The sequence below is a fragment of the Thauera phenylacetica B4P genome (assembly GCF_000310225.1).
In the GTDB taxonomy this organism is placed as follows: domain Bacteria; phylum Pseudomonadota; class Gammaproteobacteria; order Burkholderiales; family Rhodocyclaceae; genus Thauera; species Thauera phenylacetica.
In genome coordinates, this window is the sequence record NZ_AMXF01000072.1 from 1 (window position 1) to 18,882 (window position 18,882).

The 18,882-nt window shown below is 68.9% G+C and carries 19 protein-coding genes; 9 read left to right on the forward strand and 10 right to left on the reverse strand.

The features are described from left to right. Positions 1 to 83: 83 nt before the first annotated feature. The gene (locus C667_RS11025) at positions 84 to 1,583 is read right to left on the reverse strand and encodes a leucyl aminopeptidase (protein WP_004363295.1); all 1,500 of its coding nucleotides are present in this window, start codon (positions 1,581 to 1,583) and stop codon (positions 84 to 86) included. A gap of 138 nt (positions 1,584 to 1,721) precedes the next feature. On the opposite strand from C667_RS11025, the gene lptF reads away from it, so the two are divergent. Beyond that, entirely contained in the window at positions 1,722 to 2,804 is a 1,083-nt protein-coding gene (gene lptF / locus C667_RS11030; protein WP_004363297.1) for an LPS export ABC transporter permease LptF, read from the forward strand. Further along, the gene (gene lptG / locus C667_RS11035) at positions 2,801 to 3,877 is read left to right on the forward strand and encodes an LPS export ABC transporter permease LptG (protein ID WP_004363299.1); all 1,077 of its coding nucleotides are present in this window, start codon (positions 2,801 to 2,803) and stop codon (positions 3,875 to 3,877) included. Before lptF ends, lptG begins: the two co-directional genes overlap by 4 nt. Positions 3,878 to 3,980: 103 nt before the next feature. Here lptG and rplS read toward each other — a convergent pair whose 3' ends face one another. The 4 genes from rplS to rpsP form a co-directional block, all read right to left on the reverse strand. Further along, positions 3,981 to 4,391: a 50S ribosomal protein L19 gene (gene rplS, locus C667_RS11040; protein WP_004363301.1), complete on the reverse strand. Its 411-nt coding sequence runs from the start codon at positions 4,389 to 4,391 to the stop codon at positions 3,981 to 3,983. Positions 4,392 to 4,488: 97 nt separating this feature from the next. Continuing rightward, a complete protein-coding gene (trmD, locus tag C667_RS11045) occupies positions 4,489 to 5,337 on the reverse strand; it encodes a tRNA (guanosine(37)-N1)-methyltransferase TrmD (protein ID WP_004363303.1) in 849 nt (282 codons plus the stop codon). Positions 5,338 to 5,357: 20 nt separating this feature from the next. Continuing rightward, entirely contained in the window at positions 5,358 to 5,876 is a 519-nt protein-coding gene (gene rimM, locus C667_RS11050) for a ribosome maturation factor RimM (protein ID WP_004363305.1), read from the reverse strand. Positions 5,877 to 5,904: 28 nt separating this feature from the next. Continuing rightward, positions 5,905 to 6,156, reverse strand: a complete 252-nt coding sequence (gene rpsP / locus C667_RS11055; protein ID WP_004300532.1) for a 30S ribosomal protein S16 — start codon at positions 6,154 to 6,156, stop codon at positions 5,905 to 5,907. 196 nt (positions 6,157 to 6,352) lie between these two features. On the opposite strand from rpsP, the gene C667_RS11060 reads away from it, so the two are divergent. The 5 genes from C667_RS11060 to vapC all read left to right on the forward strand — a co-directional run bounded on the left by C667_RS11060 (position 6,353) and on the right by vapC (position 9,981). Next, positions 6,353 to 7,861, forward strand: coding sequence for a cyclic-di-GMP receptor FimW-related protein (locus C667_RS11060; RefSeq protein WP_004363308.1), 1,509 nt, complete (start codon positions 6,353 to 6,355; stop codon positions 7,859 to 7,861). An 87-nt stretch (positions 7,862 to 7,948) separates the two neighbouring features. After that, positions 7,949 to 8,548 carry an NAD(P)H:quinone oxidoreductase gene (wrbA, locus tag C667_RS11065; RefSeq protein WP_004363310.1) on the forward strand — a complete coding sequence of 200 codons (600 nt, stop codon included), beginning with the start codon at positions 7,949 to 7,951 and terminating at the stop codon, positions 8,546 to 8,548. Continuing rightward, positions 8,545 to 8,907, forward strand: coding sequence for a DUF2069 domain-containing protein (locus C667_RS11070; RefSeq protein WP_004363313.1), 363 nt, complete (start codon positions 8,545 to 8,547; stop codon positions 8,905 to 8,907). The genes wrbA and C667_RS11070 overlap by 4 nt, the downstream gene beginning before the upstream one ends. A 421-nt stretch (positions 8,908 to 9,328) precedes the next feature. Further along, positions 9,329 to 9,568: a type II toxin-antitoxin system VapB family antitoxin gene (vapB, locus tag C667_RS11075; RefSeq protein ID WP_004363318.1), complete on the forward strand. Its 240-nt coding sequence runs from the start codon at positions 9,329 to 9,331 to the stop codon at positions 9,566 to 9,568. Then, positions 9,568 to 9,981, forward strand: a complete 414-nt coding sequence (gene vapC / locus C667_RS11080) for a type II toxin-antitoxin system tRNA(fMet)-specific endonuclease VapC (RefSeq protein WP_004363320.1) — start codon at positions 9,568 to 9,570, stop codon at positions 9,979 to 9,981. Before vapB ends, vapC begins: the two co-directional genes overlap by 1 nt. 279 nt (positions 9,982 to 10,260) lie before the next feature. On the opposite strand, the gene C667_RS11085 is transcribed toward vapC, so the two are convergent. The 5 genes from C667_RS11085 to C667_RS11105 all read right to left on the reverse strand — a co-directional run bounded on the left by C667_RS11085 (position 10,261) and on the right by C667_RS11105 (position 16,133). Further along, positions 10,261 to 11,796 carry a 2-isopropylmalate synthase gene (locus C667_RS11085; RefSeq protein WP_004363322.1) on the reverse strand — a complete coding sequence of 512 codons (1,536 nt, stop codon included), beginning with the start codon at positions 11,794 to 11,796 and terminating at the stop codon, positions 10,261 to 10,263. Further along, positions 11,793 to 12,683, reverse strand: a complete 891-nt coding sequence (gene pssA, locus C667_RS11090; protein WP_004363323.1) for a CDP-diacylglycerol--serine O-phosphatidyltransferase — start codon at positions 12,681 to 12,683, stop codon at positions 11,793 to 11,795. Before pssA ends, C667_RS11085 begins: the two co-directional genes overlap by 4 nt. Positions 12,684 to 12,839: 156 nt before the next feature. Beyond that, positions 12,840 to 13,856, reverse strand: coding sequence for a ketol-acid reductoisomerase (ilvC, locus tag C667_RS11095; protein ID WP_004300544.1), 1,017 nt, complete (start codon positions 13,854 to 13,856; stop codon positions 12,840 to 12,842). A 41-nt stretch (positions 13,857 to 13,897) separates the two neighbouring features. Then, positions 13,898 to 14,389, reverse strand: coding sequence for an acetolactate synthase small subunit (gene ilvN, locus C667_RS11100; RefSeq protein ID WP_004363324.1), 492 nt, complete (start codon positions 14,387 to 14,389; stop codon positions 13,898 to 13,900). A gap of 31 nt (positions 14,390 to 14,420) precedes the next feature. After that, positions 14,421 to 16,133: an acetolactate synthase 3 catalytic subunit gene (locus tag C667_RS11105; protein WP_004363327.1), complete on the reverse strand. Its 1,713-nt coding sequence runs from the start codon at positions 16,131 to 16,133 to the stop codon at positions 14,421 to 14,423. Positions 16,134 to 16,451: 318 nt separating this feature from the next. Here C667_RS11105 and C667_RS11110 point away from each other — a divergent pair, with 318 nt between their 5' ends. Then, complete coding sequence (locus C667_RS11110) at positions 16,452 to 17,006, forward strand: RDD family protein (RefSeq protein ID WP_004363330.1); 555 nt, start codon at positions 16,452 to 16,454, stop codon at positions 17,004 to 17,006. A gap of 142 nt (positions 17,007 to 17,148) precedes the next feature. Continuing rightward, on the forward strand, positions 17,149 to 18,882 hold a 1,734-nt coding region (locus C667_RS11115; RefSeq protein WP_004363331.1), incomplete at its 3' end, for a cation:proton antiporter.

Genomic DNA, 18,882 nt, shown 5'->3' on the forward strand with positions numbered 1-18,882 from the left:
CCGGCTGGGGCGGGGGGGGGAGCCGGTCTGCGGTGTTGTGATAGAACTGCACGCGCGGCGCCATGGCGGGCGGCGGCCGGTCCTCAGGCCGCATGGGCGCGGGCGCGCCCGATCAGGAAGCTGCTCAGCAGCGGCACCGGGCGGCCGGTGGCGCCCTTGGCGTCGCCCGACACCCAGGCGGTGCCGGCGATGTCGAGGTGGGCCCACTTGTAGGTCTTGGCGAAGCGCGACAGGAAGCAGGCCGCGGTGATGGTGCCGGCGTAGCGCCCGCCGATGTTGCCCATGTCGGCGAAGTTGCTCTTGAGCAGCTCCTGGTATTCGTCCCACAGCGGCAGCTGCCAGGCGCGGTCGCCGGATTCGGTGCCGCGGCGCAGGATCTCGGCGGCGAGCTCGTCGTCGTTGGCGAGCAGGCCGCTGGGAATCTTGCCGAGCGCGACCACGCAGGCGCCGGTGAGGGTGGCGATGTCGATCACGCACTCGGGCTTGAAGCGCTCGGCGTAGGTCAGCGCGTCGCACAGGATCAGGCGGCCCTCGGCGTCAGTGTTGAGCACCTCGATGGTCTGGCCCGACATTGAGGTGACGACGTCGCCGGGCTTGGTGGCGCCGCCGCCGGGCATGTTCTCGGTGGTCGGGACGAGGCCGACGACGTTGATCGGCAGGCCCATCTGCGCGATCGCCTTGAAGGTGCCGAGCACGCTCGCGGCGCCGCACATGTCGAACTTCATCTCGTCCATCTCGGCGGCGGGCTTGAGCGAGATGCCGCCGGTGTCGAAGGTGATGCCCTTGCCGACCAGCACGATGGGCCTGGCCTTGGCCTTGCCGCCCTTGTACTGCATCACGATGAACTTGGGCGGCTGGTGCGAGCCGCGCGCCACCGACAGGAAGGAGCCCATGCCGACCTTCTCCATGTCGTCGCGGTCCAGCACCTCGACGTCGAACTTGTACTGCTTGCCGAGCGCCTCGGCGGTCTCGGCGAGATGGGTGGGGGTGCACAGGTTGCCCGGCAGGTTGCCGAGGTCCTTCGCCAGCGCCATGCCGGCGGCGATCGCGTGGCCTTGCAGCGCGGCGGTGTCGAGCTCGGCGCCTAGCTCGCAGCTCACGAGCAGGCTGAGCTTCTTCGCACCGCGATCCTTCTTCGCCTTCTTGTCGGACTTGAGCGCGTCGAAGCGGTAGGCGCCGTCGGCGAGGATGCGGGTGGCCTGCTGCAGCCGCCAGGCGGCATCGCGGCCCGGGAGCTCGACGTCGGCGAGCGCGACCACGGCGTCCTTCGCCGCGCCGGTGGAGATCGCCTTCGCGGCGGCGGCGAGCGCGTCGCGGAACGCCTTGTCGCCGAACTCGTCGTGCTTGCCCAGGCTTACCAGCAGCACGCGCTCGGCGTGCAGGCCAGGGAGGTCGTGAACCAGCAGCGTGGCGCCGGCTTTCTCGTCGAGGTCGCCGCGCTTGATCAGGGCGGCGAGACGGCCTTCGGCGGCACCGTCGGCTGCGGCGGAGAGGGCGGGGAGGCGGCCGTCGGCAAAGGCGCCGAGCACCAGCAGGCCGGTCTTGAGCTTCGCCGGGCTGCCGGTCTTTATGGTAAATTCCATGCGCTTTTCCTTGTTTGGATGCCTGGTTTCGATTGCCGAAGATTATGGCGCGTTCGCAACCGGGGCGTCAAAAACGCTTCCGATCGACATCGGCCGTGGCACGCAGCCCGGCCTCATCCCGGTATCGACCCCCGCCCGATGATCTTCCGGCGTGCCCTGCAACGGGAATTCGCGCAGACGGCCGCCGCGGTTTTCGTGGCGCTGTTCGCGATCCTGATCTCCACCGTGCTCATCCGCCTGCTCGGCCAGGCGGCGGGTGGCCGCGTGCCGCCCGACGCGGTGATGGCGCTGATCGGCTTCGGCGCGCTCGCGCAGCTGCCCACAGTGCTCACCCTCACGCTGTTCATCGCGATCCTGGTCTCGCTGTCGCGCAGTTACCGCGACTCCGAGATGGTGGTGTGGTTCGCCGCCGGTGTGCCGCTCACCGCCTGGATCCGGCCGGTGTTGCTGTTTGCGCTGCCCATCGCCGTGGTGGCCGGCGCGGGCTCGATCTACCTGTCTCCATGGGCGCAGCAAAAGAGCGGCGAATACCGCGAGCGCCTGGAAAGCCGTGACGACACCCATCGCGTCGCCCCAGGCGTGTTCCGCGAATCGACCAGCGCGCAGCGGGTCTTCTTCGTCGAGGTCGGCGCAGGCGAGGATGGCCGCGTGCGCAACGTCTTCGTCAGCGAGCAGGCCCGCAACGGCCAGCTCGTGGTGATCGCTTCGGCCGAGGGTTACCTGCGCAGCGACGAGGAGGGCCGGCGCTTCGTCGTGCTCGAGAAGGGACGGCGCTACGACGGCAGCCCCGGCACGCCCGAGTACCGCGTGATGGAGTTCGAGCGCTACGAGGTGCAGGTCGAGCAGAAGCAGGTGGCCGGGCAGCAGGCCCGCATCCGCGCGCTGCCCACCGCGGTGCTGCTCGCCCAGCCCGAGGCGCGCGGCCTCGGCGAACTGGTCGGACGCTTCGGCGTTCCCCTCGTCGCGCTGCTGCTGGCGCTGATGGCGATCCCGCTGTCCTTCGTCAATCCGCGCGCCGGGCGCGCCAACAACATGCTGGTGGCGCTGCTGGTGTACCTCGTTTATAGCAATGCGATCTCGGTGTTCCAGTCCTGGGTGGCGCAGGGCAAGCTGCCCTTCGCGGCCGGCCTGCTGTTGCCGCATGTGGTGGTGCTGGCTGCGCTCGCGCTGATGTTCCACAAGCGCCTGGCGATCTCGCCGTTCTGGCGGAGGCGTGCATGAGCCCGGTGCTGCTGCGTTACCTCGCACGCGAGATCTTCGCCGCCAGCGCGCTGGTGCTGCTGGCCTTCCTCGGCCTGTTCGCCTTCTTCGACTTCATCAACGAGCTCGAGGACGTGGGCAAGGGCGGCTACACGCTCTACCAGGCCCTCGTGTATGTCGCGCTGACCCTGCCCGCGCGGGTGTACGAGCTGATGCCGATCGCGGTGCTGATCGGCACGCTGTATGCGCTGGCGACCCTGGCGAAGAACTCCGAGATCACCGTGATGCGCGCCTCGGGCATGTCGAACGGCCTGCTGATGAGTGTGCTCGGCCTCATCGGCGGTGTGTTCGCGGTGCTGATCTTCCTGGTCGGCGAGTACGTCGCGCCGCCCGCGGAGGCTGCCGCCGAGGAGTGGAAGCTCACCGCCACCCAGGCCACGGTCTCGCAGCAATTGCGCTCGGGCCTGTGGGTGAAGGATGGCCGCCTGGTCATCAACGTTCGCACGCTGATGCCTGACCGCACGATGCGCGGCGCGCGCCTCTACGCCTTCGACGCCGACTACGCGCTGGAATCGATTGCCGAGGCGGCCACCGGTGTGTTCGACGGCTCGGGCGAGTGGAAGCTGCTCGACGTGCAGCGCACGCGTTTCCACGGCGATCGCACCGAGGTCGAGCGCCTGCCCGAGATCCGCTGGCGCTCGGAGCTGACTCCCGAGGTGCTCGGCGTGCTGATGGTGTCGCCCGAGCACATGCCCTTCGGCCGCCTGTGGACCTACATCAACCACCTGCGCGACAACAACCAGAACGCCGACCGCTTCGAGATCGCGCTGTGGAAGAAGCTGATCTACCCCTTCACCGCGTTGGTGATGATGGCGCTGGCGATGCCCTTCGGCTTCATCCACGACCGCATGGGCGGCGCGAGCGCGCGCATCTTCATGGGGGTGATGCTGGGCGTGGGCTTCCACCTGCTCAACGGCCTGTTCTCCAACCTCGGCATGATCAACGCCTGGCCGCCCTTCATGGCCGCGCTGACGCCAAGCCTGATCTTCCTGGTCGGCGCGTTCTGGCTGATGCACCGCGTCGAGCGGCGCTGAGCAGGGGCGGCTGCGCAGCCCGCTCCCGCGCAGGGAAAAGGAAGTCGGTGGACAAAAAAAACGGGCCCGCAGGCCCGTTTCGATGAAGCGACCGCCGCGGCGATCAGCCTTCCTGTTGCTGCTGCTGGGCAGCGCGCTTGGCAGCGGCGGCCTTGTAGTCCAGCTTTTCCTTGATGCGCGCCGACTTGCCCGAGCGCTGGCGCAGGTAGTACAGCTTGGCGCGACGCACGTCACCACGACGCTTGACCTCGACGCCGGCGACCAGCGGCGAGTAGGTCTGGAAGGTACGCTCGACGCCCTCGCCCGAGGAGATCTTGCGGACGATGAACGAGGAGTTCAGGCCGCGGTTGCGCTTGGCGATGACCACGCCCTCGTACGCCTGCAGACGCTCGCGGTTGCCTTCCTTGACCTTCACCTGGACGATCACGGTGTCGCCGGGACCGAACTCGGGGATGGTCTTGCCCTGCGAGACGCGGGCCATTTCTTCCTGTTCGAGTTGCTGAAGCAGGTTCATTGCAGAGACTCCATCGATGTTATCGGCCTTCGCCTCTTGCGTCGGCCTGGCCGCAGAGCAGGTCGCAACCTGGTGCGTGCCGTTTGTGAAAGGACGCTCAGCCGCGCTGGGGTTCCAGTGCGTCCTGCGTCCCGGCTTGCTCCTGCCTGAACTCTTCAAGCAGTTTCAATTCGGTCTTGCTCAACGGCCGCGCCCCGAGCAGGTCGGGCCTGCGCAGCCAGGTGCGGCCGAGCGACTGCTTCAGCCGCCAGCGGCGAATCGCCGCGTGGTTGCCCGACAGCAGCACCGCGGGCACGGGTTCGTCTTCATACCGCTCCGGCCGCGTGTAGTGCGGGCAGTCCAGCAGCCCGTCGACGAAGGAATCTTCCTGCGCCGAACCCGCGGTGTTCAGTGCGCCGGGCAGCTGGCGCACGATCGCGTCGAGCAGCACCATCGCCGGCAGCTCGCCGCCCGACAGCACGAAGTCGCCGAGCGAGAGCTCCTCGTCGACCTCGCGGTCGATCAGGCGCTGATCCACGCCCTCGTAGCGCCCGCAAAGCAGCACCAGTCCAGGTTCGGCGGCCAGCTCCAGCACCACCGCCTGCTCCAGCCTGCGCCCCTGCGGCGACAGGTAGATCACCCGCCCGCTGCGCCCCAGCGCCGCTTCCTGCGCCGCGCGTGCCGCCCGGATCGCCTGCGTCAGCGGCTCGGCCAGCATCACCATGCCGGGGCCGCCGCCGTAGGGGCGGTCGTCCACCGTGCGATGTGGATCGCTGGTGAAGTCGCGCGGGTTGTGGAACCCGAGCGCGTACAAGCCGCGATCGATCGCCCGCCGGGTGATGCCGCTACCGGTGAGCGCGGCGAACATCTCCGGGAAGAGGGTGATCACGTCGTATCGACGCGGACCGCCCGCAATGCCCGAGGGGCTCGCCTGCTGCGTGTCGCCTTGCGGGATGTGCGGATTCACCGGCCGTCCACAGTCCCGTGTTACCAGTCTTTCTGCCAGGCGACCCGGATGCGCCGGGTCGCCAGGTCGACGTCGAGCACGTAGGCGGCGACGAAGGGGATCAGGCGTTCGAACGCCTCCTCGCCTTCGCCTTCGCGCACCTGCAGCACGTCGTGCGCGCCGGTCGAGATCAAGCCGGCGACCGCGCCCAGGGCTTCGCCCGCCTCGTTCTCGACCGCCAGGCCCACGAGGTCGCCCCAGTAGTACTCGCCCTCGGCGGGCATGGGCAGTGCCTCGCGCGGCGCGCCGATGTAGAGGCCATCGACCGCCTCGGCCGCGCCACGGTCGGCCACCTCGGCCAGCGCGGCCACCAGCCCCTTGCCGTGCGGCCGGCAGGCCGTCAGCGTGTATTGCTTCCACGCCGCGTCGGGCGCGTCGTCGTCGCTGCACAACCACCAGTGCGACATCTTCCGCCACGAGGCGGGGTCGTCACCGAAGGGGTGGATCTTGATCCAGCCCTGAACGCCAAAAGGGGCGACGATGCGCCCCAGTACGATCATGCGCCGCTCGGCCGCTGATCGAGGTCGGTCAGGCCGCGGCCGTGCCGGCCTGCTTGACCAGGCGGGCGACGGTCGGCGACAGCTGCGCGCCGTTCTGCTGCCAGTAGGCCAGGCGCTCGGCGTTGATCACGAGACCTTTCTCGGCGCCCGAGGCGATCGGGTTGTAGAAGCCGACGCGCTCGATGAAGCGGCCGTCGCGGCGGTTGCGCGAATCGGCAACGACCATGTTGAAGAACGGGCGCTTTTTGGCGCCACCACGGGCAAGGCGAATGACGACCATCTGGGTATTCCTGATCGGTGGATGCGAAAAGCCGCTGATTATAGGGGAGTCGCCCGCAGCGGACAAGGTTTTCTTGCGCTCCGCCGATGATTCCGGCTGCCTGCCTGATTCCGCGCGCCTTGTGCCCGCAGTGTTGCGGCGTGCGTGCGCCGTAAGGGGATAGAATGCGCACACGAACAGTCTTTCGCCGGGGACCATGGAAGCGCCTTCGACACCGACCGATGCCGAGCAGTCGCTGCTCCACTGGCTAGAGAGCGAGCCGGCGGACGCCGTCGAGGACGACCTCGCCGCGCTGCGGGCGCATCTGCTCGACGCCTTCGGCGGCGCCGGCCTTGGCGCGAACGCGGAGGTGCTGCGCGCCCTTGCCGAGCGCATCGGCGACATCGGCGCGCGCCTGCGCCCCTTGCTGGTTGCACGCCAGCTTCCGGTGGAGGTCGCGCTCTTCGAGGCCAACGAACAGTTGTGCGTGCTCGCCCTCGATGTCGCCACGGCGATCGCGGGTGTGGCGGGGAGCCGCGGTGTAGCGCGTTCCGGGGCTGGCGACGAGCTTTGCGAGTACGCGATCGGCCTGGTCACCGAGGTGTTTGCGCTGAGTGAATTGGCCGCCGCGCCGCCGCCGGCCGGGACCTGGCGGCTGGCGCACGACTTTGCCGCACGGCATCGGATCGACTCGGCCGCGGCCGACGATCCCTTGCGCTGCGCTTACCTGCGCGTGCTCGCCGTGGCGGTCGCGCAGCCCGAGGGGCTCACCGGGCGAGAGATCGCCTGGTTATACGATTTCCTCGATGCGCGCGTGCTCGGCGCCGCGGTCCTTGCGAACGGCGTGGGCGACGCGAGCGCGTCGGCGTGGTGGATCGACCTCGGCGCCGATCTCGCCCCGCAGGCGGTGGCGCGCCGGCCGGCGCCCTCCGGGTCGATGCTGGGCGGTGAGGTGTGGAGCTTCAATCCGCGTCCGATGGCGCAGAAGCTGGGCGAGTGCATCGAGTGGGTGACGGCCCGCATGACCGCCGCGGAGCTTGCCGGGATGCAGGGCGAGGTCGAGCCGCTGACGGAGGAGGAGGCGCTTTTTCCGCCAGGCTTGTCTCCGCTCGAGACCGTGGCCCTGCTGCGCCGTCTGCGCAGCCACTGGATGGCGGCGCCGGTGCGCGGGCAGCCGCGGCGCCAGCACCAGTACGTGGTCCAGGTCGGGATCGGCCTGCAGGCGGTGTGGGATCTCGGTGGCGGGGCGGCGGATGATGCCGGCGCGCTGCAGGAATGGATGGTCCTCAACGAAAGTCCGGGCGGGCTCGCGATCATGAGCGTGGCCGGGGTGCGCGGCGAGATCGAGGCGGGAGGTGCGCTCGCCCTGCGGCGCGACCAGGGCCAGGCCTGGTCGGTGTGCATCGTGCGCTGGGTGCGCAGCGATTTGCCGGGGCAGGTGGAGGTCGGGCTGCAGATCATCGGGCAGTCCTTCCACCCGGTCATGGTCGGCTTTCGCGGGCGCGCGGTGCAGCAGCTCTCCCCGGCGCTGGCCTTGCCGATCATGGAGCCGCTGCGCCGCCATCCGGCGATGCTCGCGGTCGCCGGCACCTACGCCTCGCGCCGCTTCGTGTTCGTGCGCGAGACGCAGACGGTCTATGTCGCGCAGGCGCGTGCGCTCGGGCTCGACCTGCAGACGCCGAGCGTCGAACTTTTCCAGTACGAGATCGATCCCTATCCGATCTGAGCGCGGCGCCCGCGATTGCCTTTGTAGCGCGGGCGGTCGGCTGTGATGGCGCGATATAATCCGGTCCCCTTCCGGAGCAGGCTCCCGATGCACGAAATCCTCGTCCTCTACTACAGCCACCGCGGTTCGGTGCGCGCGCTCGCCGAGCACATCGCCGCCGGCATCCACCAGGTGCCGGGCGCGGTGGCGCGGGTGCGCACGGTGCCGCGGGTGTCCACCGTTTGCGAGGCGGTGGAGGACGACATCCCCGCCTCGGGGCCGCCCTACGTCGAGGTGGCCGACCTGGAGGAGTGCGTCGGCTTGGCGCTCGGCAGCCCGACCCGCTTCGGCAACATGGCGGCACCGATGAAGTACTTCCTCGACGGCCTCGCGGGCGCCTGGCTCAACGGCGCCCTCGAGGGCAAGCCGGGCTGCGTGTTCACATCCTCGTCCAGCCTGCATGGCGGGCAGGAGAGCACGCTGCTGTCGATGATGCTGCCGCTCTTTCATCACGGCATGCTGGTGCTGGGGCTGCCGTTCTCCGAGCCGGCGCTCGGCGAGACGCGCACGGGTGGCACGCCCTACGGCGCGAGCCATGTGTCCGGGAGCGAGGGCGATGCCGCGCTCAGCGCCGAGGAGATCGCGCTCGCGCAGGCGCAGGGCCGGCGCCTGGCCGAGGTGGCGATGCGGCTGGCGGGGTCGCGATGAACGCGCGCGCGCTGAGCCTGGTGTCGAGCGTCGCGCTGCTGGCGCTGATCGTGCTGTGCGTCGTGTGGGAGGGCTGGCTCGCCCCGCTGCGTCCGGGCGGCTCGTGGATGATGCTCAAGGCGCTGCCGCTGCTGCCGGCGGTGTTCGGTGTGCTGCGCGGCCGGCGCTACACCTCGCAGTGGCTGTCGATGCTGTCGCTGCTGTATTTCACCGAGGGCGTCCTGCGCGCCTCCGACCCCGGGCTCACCGGCGTGTTCGCCTTGACCGAGGTCTTCCTCGCCGTGGTCCTGTTCACCAGCACGATGCTGCATGCGCGCGCCACGGCGCCGTCGCGCGCGCAGGGCGCAGGCCCCATGTAGGAGCTGCGGCCGCCGCGAACAGGGCGGTCATGCCCTCATCGGCGGTGCTCGCGTGCGCCGCGACCGAATTCGCGCCTGCCGGCGCTCCTGCCTTGGGAAGGCGGTTGCTGGGGTGTCGGCGCGCTGATCGACGCGATGGTTTCCATGTAGGAGCGGCGGCCGCCGCGAATAGGGGGCTTACGCCGTCACCGGCGGTGGTCGCGTGCCGCACGGCCGAATTCGCGCCTGCCGGCGCTCCTACATGGGCGCGGCGGTGGCTGGGGTGTCGGCGCGCTGATCATCGCGATGGTTTTCATGTAGGAGCGGCGGCCGCCGCGAATGGGGCGCTGAAGATGCGAGGGCGAGGCGGAAAGCGTAGCGCCGGAATCGATGCTATATACTATGAGTGTATAGCGCGCCGCGCGGACTACGGAGATTGGCGATGAGCATTGCGACCGGTTCGATTTTCGAGAACAACCGTACACAGGCCGTGCGATTGCCGGCGGAGACGCGGTTTCCGCCGGAGGTGCGCAAGGTGGCGGTGCGGGTGCTCGGGGTGGAGCGGATTCTGGCGCCGGTGGACAGGACCTGGGACAGCTTCTTCGCCGCCGCGGAGGGGGTGTCCGAGGACTTCCTGCCCGAGCGCGCCAGCCAGCAGCAGAGCGCGCGCGAGGCGTTCTGATGCTCAAGTACATGCTCGACACCAACATCGCGATCTACGTGATCAAGCGCCGTCCGCCGCAGATGCTGAGCGTGTTCAACGAGCATGCGGGACAGATGTGCATCAGCGCGGTGACCTTGGCGGAGCTGATCCACGGCGCCGAGAAGAGTGAGCGCAAGGCGCACAACCTGGCGCAGGTCGAGGATTTCGTGTCGCGCCTGGTGGTGCTGGACTACACCCCCAAGGCGGCCGCGCATTACGGCGACATCCGCGCCGACCTGGAGCGCAAGGGGATGCCGATCGGGGTGAATGACCTCCACATCGCGGGCCACGCGCGTAGCGAGGGCCTGGTTCTGGTGACCAACAACCTGCGCGAGTTCGAACGCGTCGAGGGCTTGCGGCTGGAGAATTGGGTGGATGGGGGCGGGGCTTGAATTTGATCACTCGCGGGCCGAAGCGCTGATTCGCGCCTGCCGGCGCTCCTACATTGGGGCGGCGGTTGCTGGGGCGTCGGCGCGCTGATTCCCGCGATGTCTTTCATGTGAAACGGCGGCAGCCGCGAACCGGTCGCACACCGCGGTGCCCGCGGAGCGATGCACCAGCGGTAGGCGACTGCTGGCCGCATTCGCTGCAAAGCCACACGATCTCCGGGGCGGGTGCGGGCCTTCCGGTACCTCCGCACCTGCCCCCTCACTCCTGACGCCTCACGCTCCTCACACCTGCGGGTTGAGCCGCTCCGCGCCTGCGTGCAGCTTGTTGAGCGCATTCAGGTAGGCCTTCGCCGAGGCGACGATGATGTCGGTGTCGGCGCCCTGGCCGTCCATCACGCGGCCGTCGCGCGACAGGCGCACGGTGACCTCGCCCTGGGCGTCGGTGCCGCTGGTGATCGCGTTCACCGAGTACAGCAGCAGCTCGCTGCCGGTGGTGGCCACCGTCTCGATCGCCTTGAAGGCGGCGTCCACCGGGCCGGAGCCGTTGGCGCGCGCCTGCTTCTCGGCGCCGCCGATCGACAGGGTGATCTCGGCCACCGGCGTCTCGCCGGTCTCGGAGTGGAAGCGGGTCGACACCAGGCGGTACTGCTCGGGCGCCGGGGTGACCGCCTCGTCGCGCATCAGCGCGGTCAGGTCCTCGTCGAAGATCTCCGACTTGCGGTCGGCGAGCTCCTTGAAGCGCGCGAAGGCCTGGTTGAGGTGGTCCTCGCTCTCGATCTCGATGCCGAGCTCCTGCAGGCGGGCGCGGAAGGCGTTGCGACCGGAGAGCTTGCCGAGCACCAGCTTGTTGGCGCCCCAGCCCACGTCCTCGGCGCGCATGATCTCGTAGGTCTCGCGGTGCTTGAGCACGCCGTCCTGGTGGATGCCGGACTCGTGCGCGAAGGCGTTGGCGCCGACGATGGCCTTGTTGGGCTGCACCGGGTAGCCGGTGATCTGCGACACCAGCTTGGAGGCCGGCACGATCTGCGTGGTCTCGATGCCGGTCTCGACCGGGAAGATGTCGGCGCGGGTGCGAACCGCCATGACGATCTCCTCGAGCGAGGCGTTGCCGGCGCGTTCGCCCAGCCCGTTGATCGTGCACTCGACCTGGCGCGCACCCGAGCGCACCGCGGCGAGCGAGTTGGCCACGGCCAGCCCGAGGTCGTTGTGGCAATGCACCGACCACACCACCTTGTCCGAGTTGGGCACGCGCTCGATCAGCGTGCGCACGGTGGCGGCGAACTGCTCGGGCACGTTGTAGCCCACGGTGTCGGGCACGTTGATGGTCTTCGCGCCGGCGTCGATCACGGCCTCGAAGATGCGCACCAGGAAGTCGATCTCGGAGCGGCCGGCGTCCTCGGCGGAGAACTCGACGTCGTCGGTGTATTCGCGCGCCCAGCCGATCGCCTTGACCGCCTGCTCGACGACCTGGTCGGGCGTCATGCGCAGCTTCTTCTCCATGTGGATCGGGCTGGTGGCGATGAAGGTGTGGATGCGCCCGCGCGCCGCCGGGCGGATGGCCTCGCCGGCGCGGCGGATGTCGTGCTCGTTGGCGCGCGCCAGCGTACAGACCGTGGACTCCTTGATCGCCTCGGCGATCGAGCGCACCGCCTCGAAGTCACCGTTGGAGGCGGCGGCGAAGCCGGCCTCGATCACGTCCACCCGCATGCGCTCGAGCTGGCGGGCGATGCGCAGCTTCTCGTCGCGCGTCATCGACGCGCCCGGGCTCTGCTCGCCGTCGCGCAAGGTGGTGTCGAAGATGATCAGCTTGTCTTTCATGGCTTGCTCCCGGGGTCGGATGAAGCGCCCTCGACGGGCGCGGCGGCGGTGTCGCCGGCTTGTTCGTTGTAGGTGGGGGAGGCCGCGCTGGCCGGTTCGGCGCGGTGCGAGCGGCGTCGACGCCAGCGCAGCGCGGCGACGACGTAGCCGGAGCCGGCGTAGGCGAGGAAGAGGGCGAACAGGATGCCCGGCGGGTAGCTGGAGATGAGCGCGAAGGCGAGCACCAGCGCGATCAGCACGATGAAGGGCACGCTCTTGCGCAGGTTGATGCTCTTGCCGCTCCAGAACAGCACGTTGCTGACCATGGAGACGCCGGCGAAGATGGTCAGCGCCGCGGCGTACCAGCGCAGGTCGTCTCCGGCGAAGCCGTTGTCGATGCCGACCCACACCATGCCGGCGACCAGGGCTGCGGCCGCCGGGCTGGGCAGGCCCTGGAAGTAGCGCTTGTCGACCACGTCGATGTTGGTGTTGAAGCGCGCCAGACGCAGCGCGGCGCCCGCACAGTAGATGAAGGCGGCGACCCAGCCGAGCTTGCCGAGGTCCTGCAGCGCCCACTCGTACATCACCAGCGCCGGCGCGGCGCCGAAGGAGACCATGTCGGAGAGCGAGTCGTACTCGGCGCCGAACTCGCTTTGGGTGTTGGTCATGCGGGCGATGCGGCCGTCGAGGCCGTCGAGCACCATGGCGACAAAGATCGCCACCGCGGCGTACTCGAAGCGCTGGTTCATCGCCTGCACGATCGCATAGAAGCCGGCGAACAGCGCCGCGGTGGTGAACAGGTTCGGCAGGATGTAGATGCCGCGGCGGCGCTTGTCGGGCAAGGGCAGCGGGGCGTGTTCGATATCGGGCACCTTGGGTGTCGCCTCCGTGGAATCCAGGATCGTCATTTTAGCGCACGCATGCGCGCGCCCGGCTGCAAATGCGCTCGCCGCGGCACGCCAGCGGCGCGATGCGAATGGCCTGCGCCGGCGATCCGCCGTCGCACATGAAAAAGGCCGGCACCGCGAATGCGGTACCGGCCTTTTGACCGAACGCCGGGGCGATCAGTTCTTCGACTTGTCGACCAGGGCCTTGGCCTTGATCCACGGCATCATGTCGCGCAGCTGGCCACCGACCTTCTCGATCTGGTGGTCGGCGTTCAGGCGGCGGTAGGCGGTCATGCTCGGGTAGTTGGTCTTGCCCTCGAGGATGAACATCTTGGCGTACTCGCCGGTCTGGATGCGCTTCAGCGCGTTGCGCATGGCGGCGCGCGACTGCTCGTTGATGACCTCGGGTCCGGTCACGTACTCGCCGTACTCGGCGTTGTTCGAGATCGAGTAGTTCATGTTGGCGATGCCGCCCTCGTACATCAGGTCGACGATCAGCTTGAGCTCGTGCAGGCACTCGAAGTACGCCATCTCGGGCGCGTAGCCGGCTTCCACCAGGGTCTCGAAGCCCATCTTGACCAGCTCGACGGCGCCGCCGCACAGCACGGCCTGCTCGCCGAAGAGGTCGGTCTCGGTCTCTTCGCGGAAGTTGGTCTCGATCACGCCGCCCTTGGTGCCGCCGTTGGCAGCCGAATACGACAGGGCGATGTCCTTGGCCTTGCCCGAGCGGTCCTGGTAGATCGCGATCAGGGTCGGCACGCCGCCCCCGCGCAGGTACTCGGAGCGCACGGTGTGGCCGGGGCCCTTGGGCGCGACCATGATCACGTCGAGGTCGGCGCGCGGCACGATCTGGTTGTAGTGCACGTTGAAGCCGTGGGCGAAGGCGAGCACCGCGCCCTTCTTGATGTTCGGCTCGATGTCGTCGCGGTAGACCTGCGGCGCGGTCTCGTCCGGCAGCAGGATCATGACGAGGTCGGCGGCCTTCACGGCTTCGCCGATTTCCTTGACGGCCAGGCCGGCGGCCTCGGCCTTGGCCCAGGAGCTGCCGTCCTTGCGCAGGCCGACCGTGACGTTCACGCCGGAGTCGCGCAGGTTCTGGGCGTGGGCGTGGCCCTGCGAGCCGTAACCGACGATGGTGACCTGCTTGCCCTTGATCAGCGAGAGGTCGGCGTCCTTGTCGTAGTAAACCTTCATGTCTTTCCTTTGGTTCGATGTGGAGCGGGGGAGGGGGGAGCTCAGACCTTCAGCACGCGGTCGCCGCGGCCGACGCCGCAGACGCCCGAGCGCACGGTCTCGAGGATCAGTGCCGGGTCGATCGCGCCGATGAAGGCGTCGAGCTTGCCCTGGTTGCCGGTCAGCTCGACGACGTAGGAGGCGTCGGTGACGTCGATGATGCGGGCGCGGAAGATGTCGGCGGTGCGCTTGATTTCCTCGCGGTCCTTGCCGGTGGCGCGCACCTTGACGAGCATGAGCTCGCGCTCGAGGTGGGCGGCCTCGGAGATGTCGACGACCTTGACGACCTCGACCAGCTTGTTCAGCTGCTTGGTGATCTGCTCGATGATCTCGTCCGAGCCGGTGGTGACGATGGTCATCCGCGACATCGAGAAGTCCTCGGTCGGGGCCACGGTGAGCGATTCGATGTTGTAGCCGCGGGCCGAGAACAGGCCGGACACGCGCGACAGCGCGCCGGATTCGTTTTCGATCAGGAGGGAAATGACGTGACGCATGGTGATGTGTTCCGGATTCGGTAGGAGGCGATCAGAGGTCTTCGGCCGACAGGATCATCTCGGTGAGACCCTTCCCGCCCTGCACCATCGGATAGACGTTCTCGGTCTGGTCGATCTGGAAGTCGAGGAACACGAGCTCGTCCTTGTGGGTGGTGAAGGCCTCGCGCAGCGCGCCCTCGACGTCGCCCGGACGGTCGACCCGGATGCCGACGTGGCCATAGGCCTCGGCCAGCTTGGCGAAGTCGGGCAGCGAGTCCATGTAGGACTCGGAGTAGCGGCCGCCGTGGAAGAGCTCCTGCCACTGGCGCACCATGCCCAGGTAGCGGTTGTTCAGGTTGCAGATCTTGATCGGCAGGCGGAACTGCTTGCAGGTCGACAGCTCCTGGATGTTCATCTGGATCGAGGCCTCGCCGGTCACGCAGGCGACCTGCATGTCGGGGTTGGCGAGCTTGGCGCCCATGGCGTAGGGCATGCCCACGCCCATCGTCCCCAGGCCGCCCGAGTTGAGCCAGCGCCGCGGCTTGTCGAAGCCGTAGTACTGCGCCGCCCACATCTGGTGCTGGCCGACGTCGGAGGTGATGATGGCGTCGCCGCCGGTGACCTCCCACAGCTTCTGGATCACGAACTGCGGCTTGATGATCTCGTCCGAGTTCTTGTAGACCATGCACTTGCGCTCGCGCCACTGCTCGATCTGCTTCCACCACGAGGCCAGCGCCTCGGGGTTGGGGCGCGCCTCGCCGGACTCGATCTGGCGGATCATCTCGTCGAGCACTTCCTTGACGTCACCGACGATCGGGGTGTCTACCCGCACGCGCTTGGAGATCGACGAGGGGTCGATGTCCACATGGATGATCTTGCGCGGCTCCTCGGCGAAGTGCGCCGGGTTGCCGATCACGCGGTCGTCGAAGCGGGCGCCGACGGCGAGCAGCACGTCGGAGTAGTGCATCGCCATGTTGGCTTCGAAGGTGCCGTGCATGCCCGGCATGCCGAGGAACTGGCGGTCGGTCGAGGGGTAGCCGCCGAGGCCCATCAGGGTGTTGGTGATCGGGTAGCCGAGGAGCCGCGTGAGCTTGGTGAGCTGTTCGGCCGCGTTCGACAGCACCACGCCGCCGCCGGTGTAGATCATCGGGCGCTTGGCCTCGAGCAGCAGCTGCACGGCCTTCTTGATCTGGCCCGAGTGGCCCTTGGTCACCGGGTTGTACGAGCGCATCGAGACCTCTTTCGGGTACTCGTACTCGCAGCGCTGCATCGACACGTCCTTCGGGATGTCGACCAGCACCGGGCCGGGGCGGCCGGTGCGGGCGAGGTGGAAGGCCTTCTTCATCGTCGCGGCGATGTCGCGCACGTCGCGGACGAGGAAGTTGTGCTTCACGCAGGGGCGGGTGATGCCCACGGTGTCGACTTCCTGGAAGGCGTCCTGGCCGATCGCGGCGACCGGCACCTGGCCGGAGATGATCACCATCGGGATCGAGTCGCAGTAGGCAGTGGCGATGCCGGTGACGGCGTTGGTGGCGCCCGGGCCGGAGGTCACCATGGCGACGCCGACCTTCTCGGTGCTGCGCGCGAAGCCGTCGGCGGCGTGCACCGCCGCCTGCTCGTGGCGCACCAGCACGTGGCGGACCTTGTCCTGCTGGAAGAGCGCGTCGTAGAGGAAGAGGACCGCGCCGCCCGGGTAACCGAAGACATACTCGACCTTTTCTTCCTGCAGGCACCTGATTACAATTTCGGCTCCGGACAGCACCATCGCGAACTCGCTCTATTGGGGTTTTGAATAAACGCAGAACGTTACCGGCCGCTTGCGGTTTGGTCAAGGCTGCAGGCGGTGCCGGAGGAGGTGGCGAGGCGCGCGGATCGAGGTCGGGCGAGCCCTTGACGTTGTCCTGCGCACGCCGTGTCTGCGGGCTTGCAGCTCGCCTTCGCGTCGCCGATCGCATGGCGCTCGTCTCCGCAGCGGGCGATCCGGGGTGGCCGTCGCGCCCATGCAGGTCCCACGCATTCTCCACGCAGTTTCCCTGCATTTTCCATTTTCGTGCCGCTTCCATGCGGCCGCCTGGATCGACTCATGACGCGCAGCAAGAGCCGGGCCGGCAAGGCCGCAGCCGACGGGGCGCGTGCCGTCCCGCACCCGCCGCAGGATGCGTCCGACCGCACCGACAGGGCCGCCCACCCGACCGCCGACCGCCCCAGCGCAGAACTCGCCGGGCTGCGCCGCCGCCTGGCCTCGATGCTGTACGAGTCGATGCTGCTGCTCGGCGTGCTCGCGCTCACCTTCCTCGTGCCCTACCTGATGCTCGGCATCGCCGCCGAGTTCGCCCCGCCGGGCTGGCTGCTCTGGCTGCACGTGTTCGGCGTGCTCGGGGTCTATTTCGTGTGGTACTGGCGGCGCGGCGGGCAGACCCTGGCGATGCAGACCTGGCGGCTGAAGATCGTCACCGGGGCCGATGGCCGCATCGCCTCGCCCGCGCGCTGCTGGCTGCGCTACGCGCTCGCCTGGCCCTCGGTGCTGCTGGGCGGCCTCGGCCTGGCGTGGGCGCTGGTCGATCGCGACCGCCAGTTCCTCCACGACCGCCTTGCCGGCACCTGCATCGTGCTGCTGCCCGTCGCCGCGAAGGGCTGATCGACGGCGCTCCGCGCCACCCGTGCCCGCCGGGGGGCCGACGGCCGCGCGCGTGCGGATCGGTTACCATGCGGCCAAAGGCATGGTTTCCGCTCCGCGCCCCCGTACCGGGTGCTTCGCCGGGTGACACGAGGATCGAACGATGGCCGGGATGCTGGCCCACGGGCCCTACGCCGAATTCGCCGTGCTGCTGATCATCTCCGCGCTGGCCGGAGCGATCGCCGTGCGCCTGCGCCAGCCGGTGCTGATCGCCTACATCGTGGTCGGCATCCTGGTCGGGCCGGCGGTGTTCGGCATCGTCACCGCGCACGACCAGGTCGCGCTGCTCGCCGAGATCGGCGTCACCGTGCTGCTCTTCGTGGTCGGCCTCAAGCTCGACCTCCACCACATCCGCCACATCGGCCCGGTCGCGCTCGCCACCGGCCTCGGCCAGCTCGGCTTCACCATCGTGTTCGGCTTCCTCATCATCGCGCTGATGGGCAAGAGCCTGATGGAGGCGCTCTACGTCGCGGTCGCGCTGACCTTCTCGAGCACGATCATCGTGGTCAAGCTGCTCTCCGACAAGCGTGAGCTCGACTCGCTGCACGGGCGCATCGCGGTGGGCTTCCTGATCGTGCAGGACGTCGCCGTGGTGCTGGCGATGATGACCATGAGCGCGCTGCGCGGCGCCGGCGACGACGCCATGCTGGCCGTGGCCGGCCACTTGGCGCTGCGCCTGGTGGGCGCCACCGTGCTGATGTTCGTGCTGATGCGCTACGTGCTGCCCTGGCTGGTTCACGTCATGGCGCGCTCGCAGGAGCTGCTGCTGATCTTCGCGATCGCCTGGGGTACCGGGCTCGCCGCGCTCGGCGAGGTCGCCGGCTTCAGCAAGGAGGCGGGCGCCTTCATGGCCGGCTTCTCGCTCGCCTCGACCGCCTACCGCGAGGCGATGAACGCGCGCCTGACCGGCATCCGTGACTTCATGCTGCTGTTCTTCTTCGTGGACCTCGGCGCCAAGCTCGACTTCTCCACCCTCGGCGGCGAGCTGTGGCCGGCGGTGATCCTGTCGCTCTTCGTGCTGATCGGGAACCCGCTGATCGTGATGGCGATCATGGGCTACATGGGCTACCGCAAGCGCACCGGCTTCATGGCCGGCCTCACCGTGGCGCAGATCAGCGAGTTCTCCATCGTGTTCGTGGCGATGGGCATCACCCTCGGCCACGTCGGTGTGGAAGCGCTCGGGCTCACCACGCTGGTCGGGCTGGTCACCATCATGATGTCCACCTACATGATCCTGTACTCGCAGCCGCTCTATGAGCGCCTCGCGCCGGTGCTCGGCGTGTTCGAACGCAAGCGGCCCTTCCGCGAGCTCGCGGTCGAGCGCCAGGGCAGGGCGGCGGGCCAGCCCGACATCGTGGTGTTCGGCCTCGGCCGCTACGGCGCGCGCCTGATGCGCCAGCTGCGCCAGGCCGGCATCGAGGTGCTCGGCGTCGACTTCGACCCCGAGATCGTCCGCCAGCTGCGCCACCAGCGCCTGCCGGTGCGCTTCGGCGATGGCGAGGACCCCGGCTTCCTCGAGTCCCTGCCGCTCGCCGACGCGCGGTGGGTGGTGAGCACCTTCCCGCAGTGGGACTCCAACCGCGCCTTCCTGCACGCGCTCGGCGAAGCCGGCTTCAAGGGCCGCATCGCCGGCGTGGTGCGCGACGACATCCACGGCGCCGCGCTCGGCGCCGCGGGGGTCGAGCGCGTGCTCAACCCCTTCAACGACGCGGCCGACTACGCGGCGCGCGCCTTCGCGGCGGAGATCGCCTACGAGGACGCCCACCGCGCGGACGCCGCCGAAGCCGCCGGCATGCAGGCCGCCGGCACGCAAGCCGCTGCGCCGGCGCTGGACGCG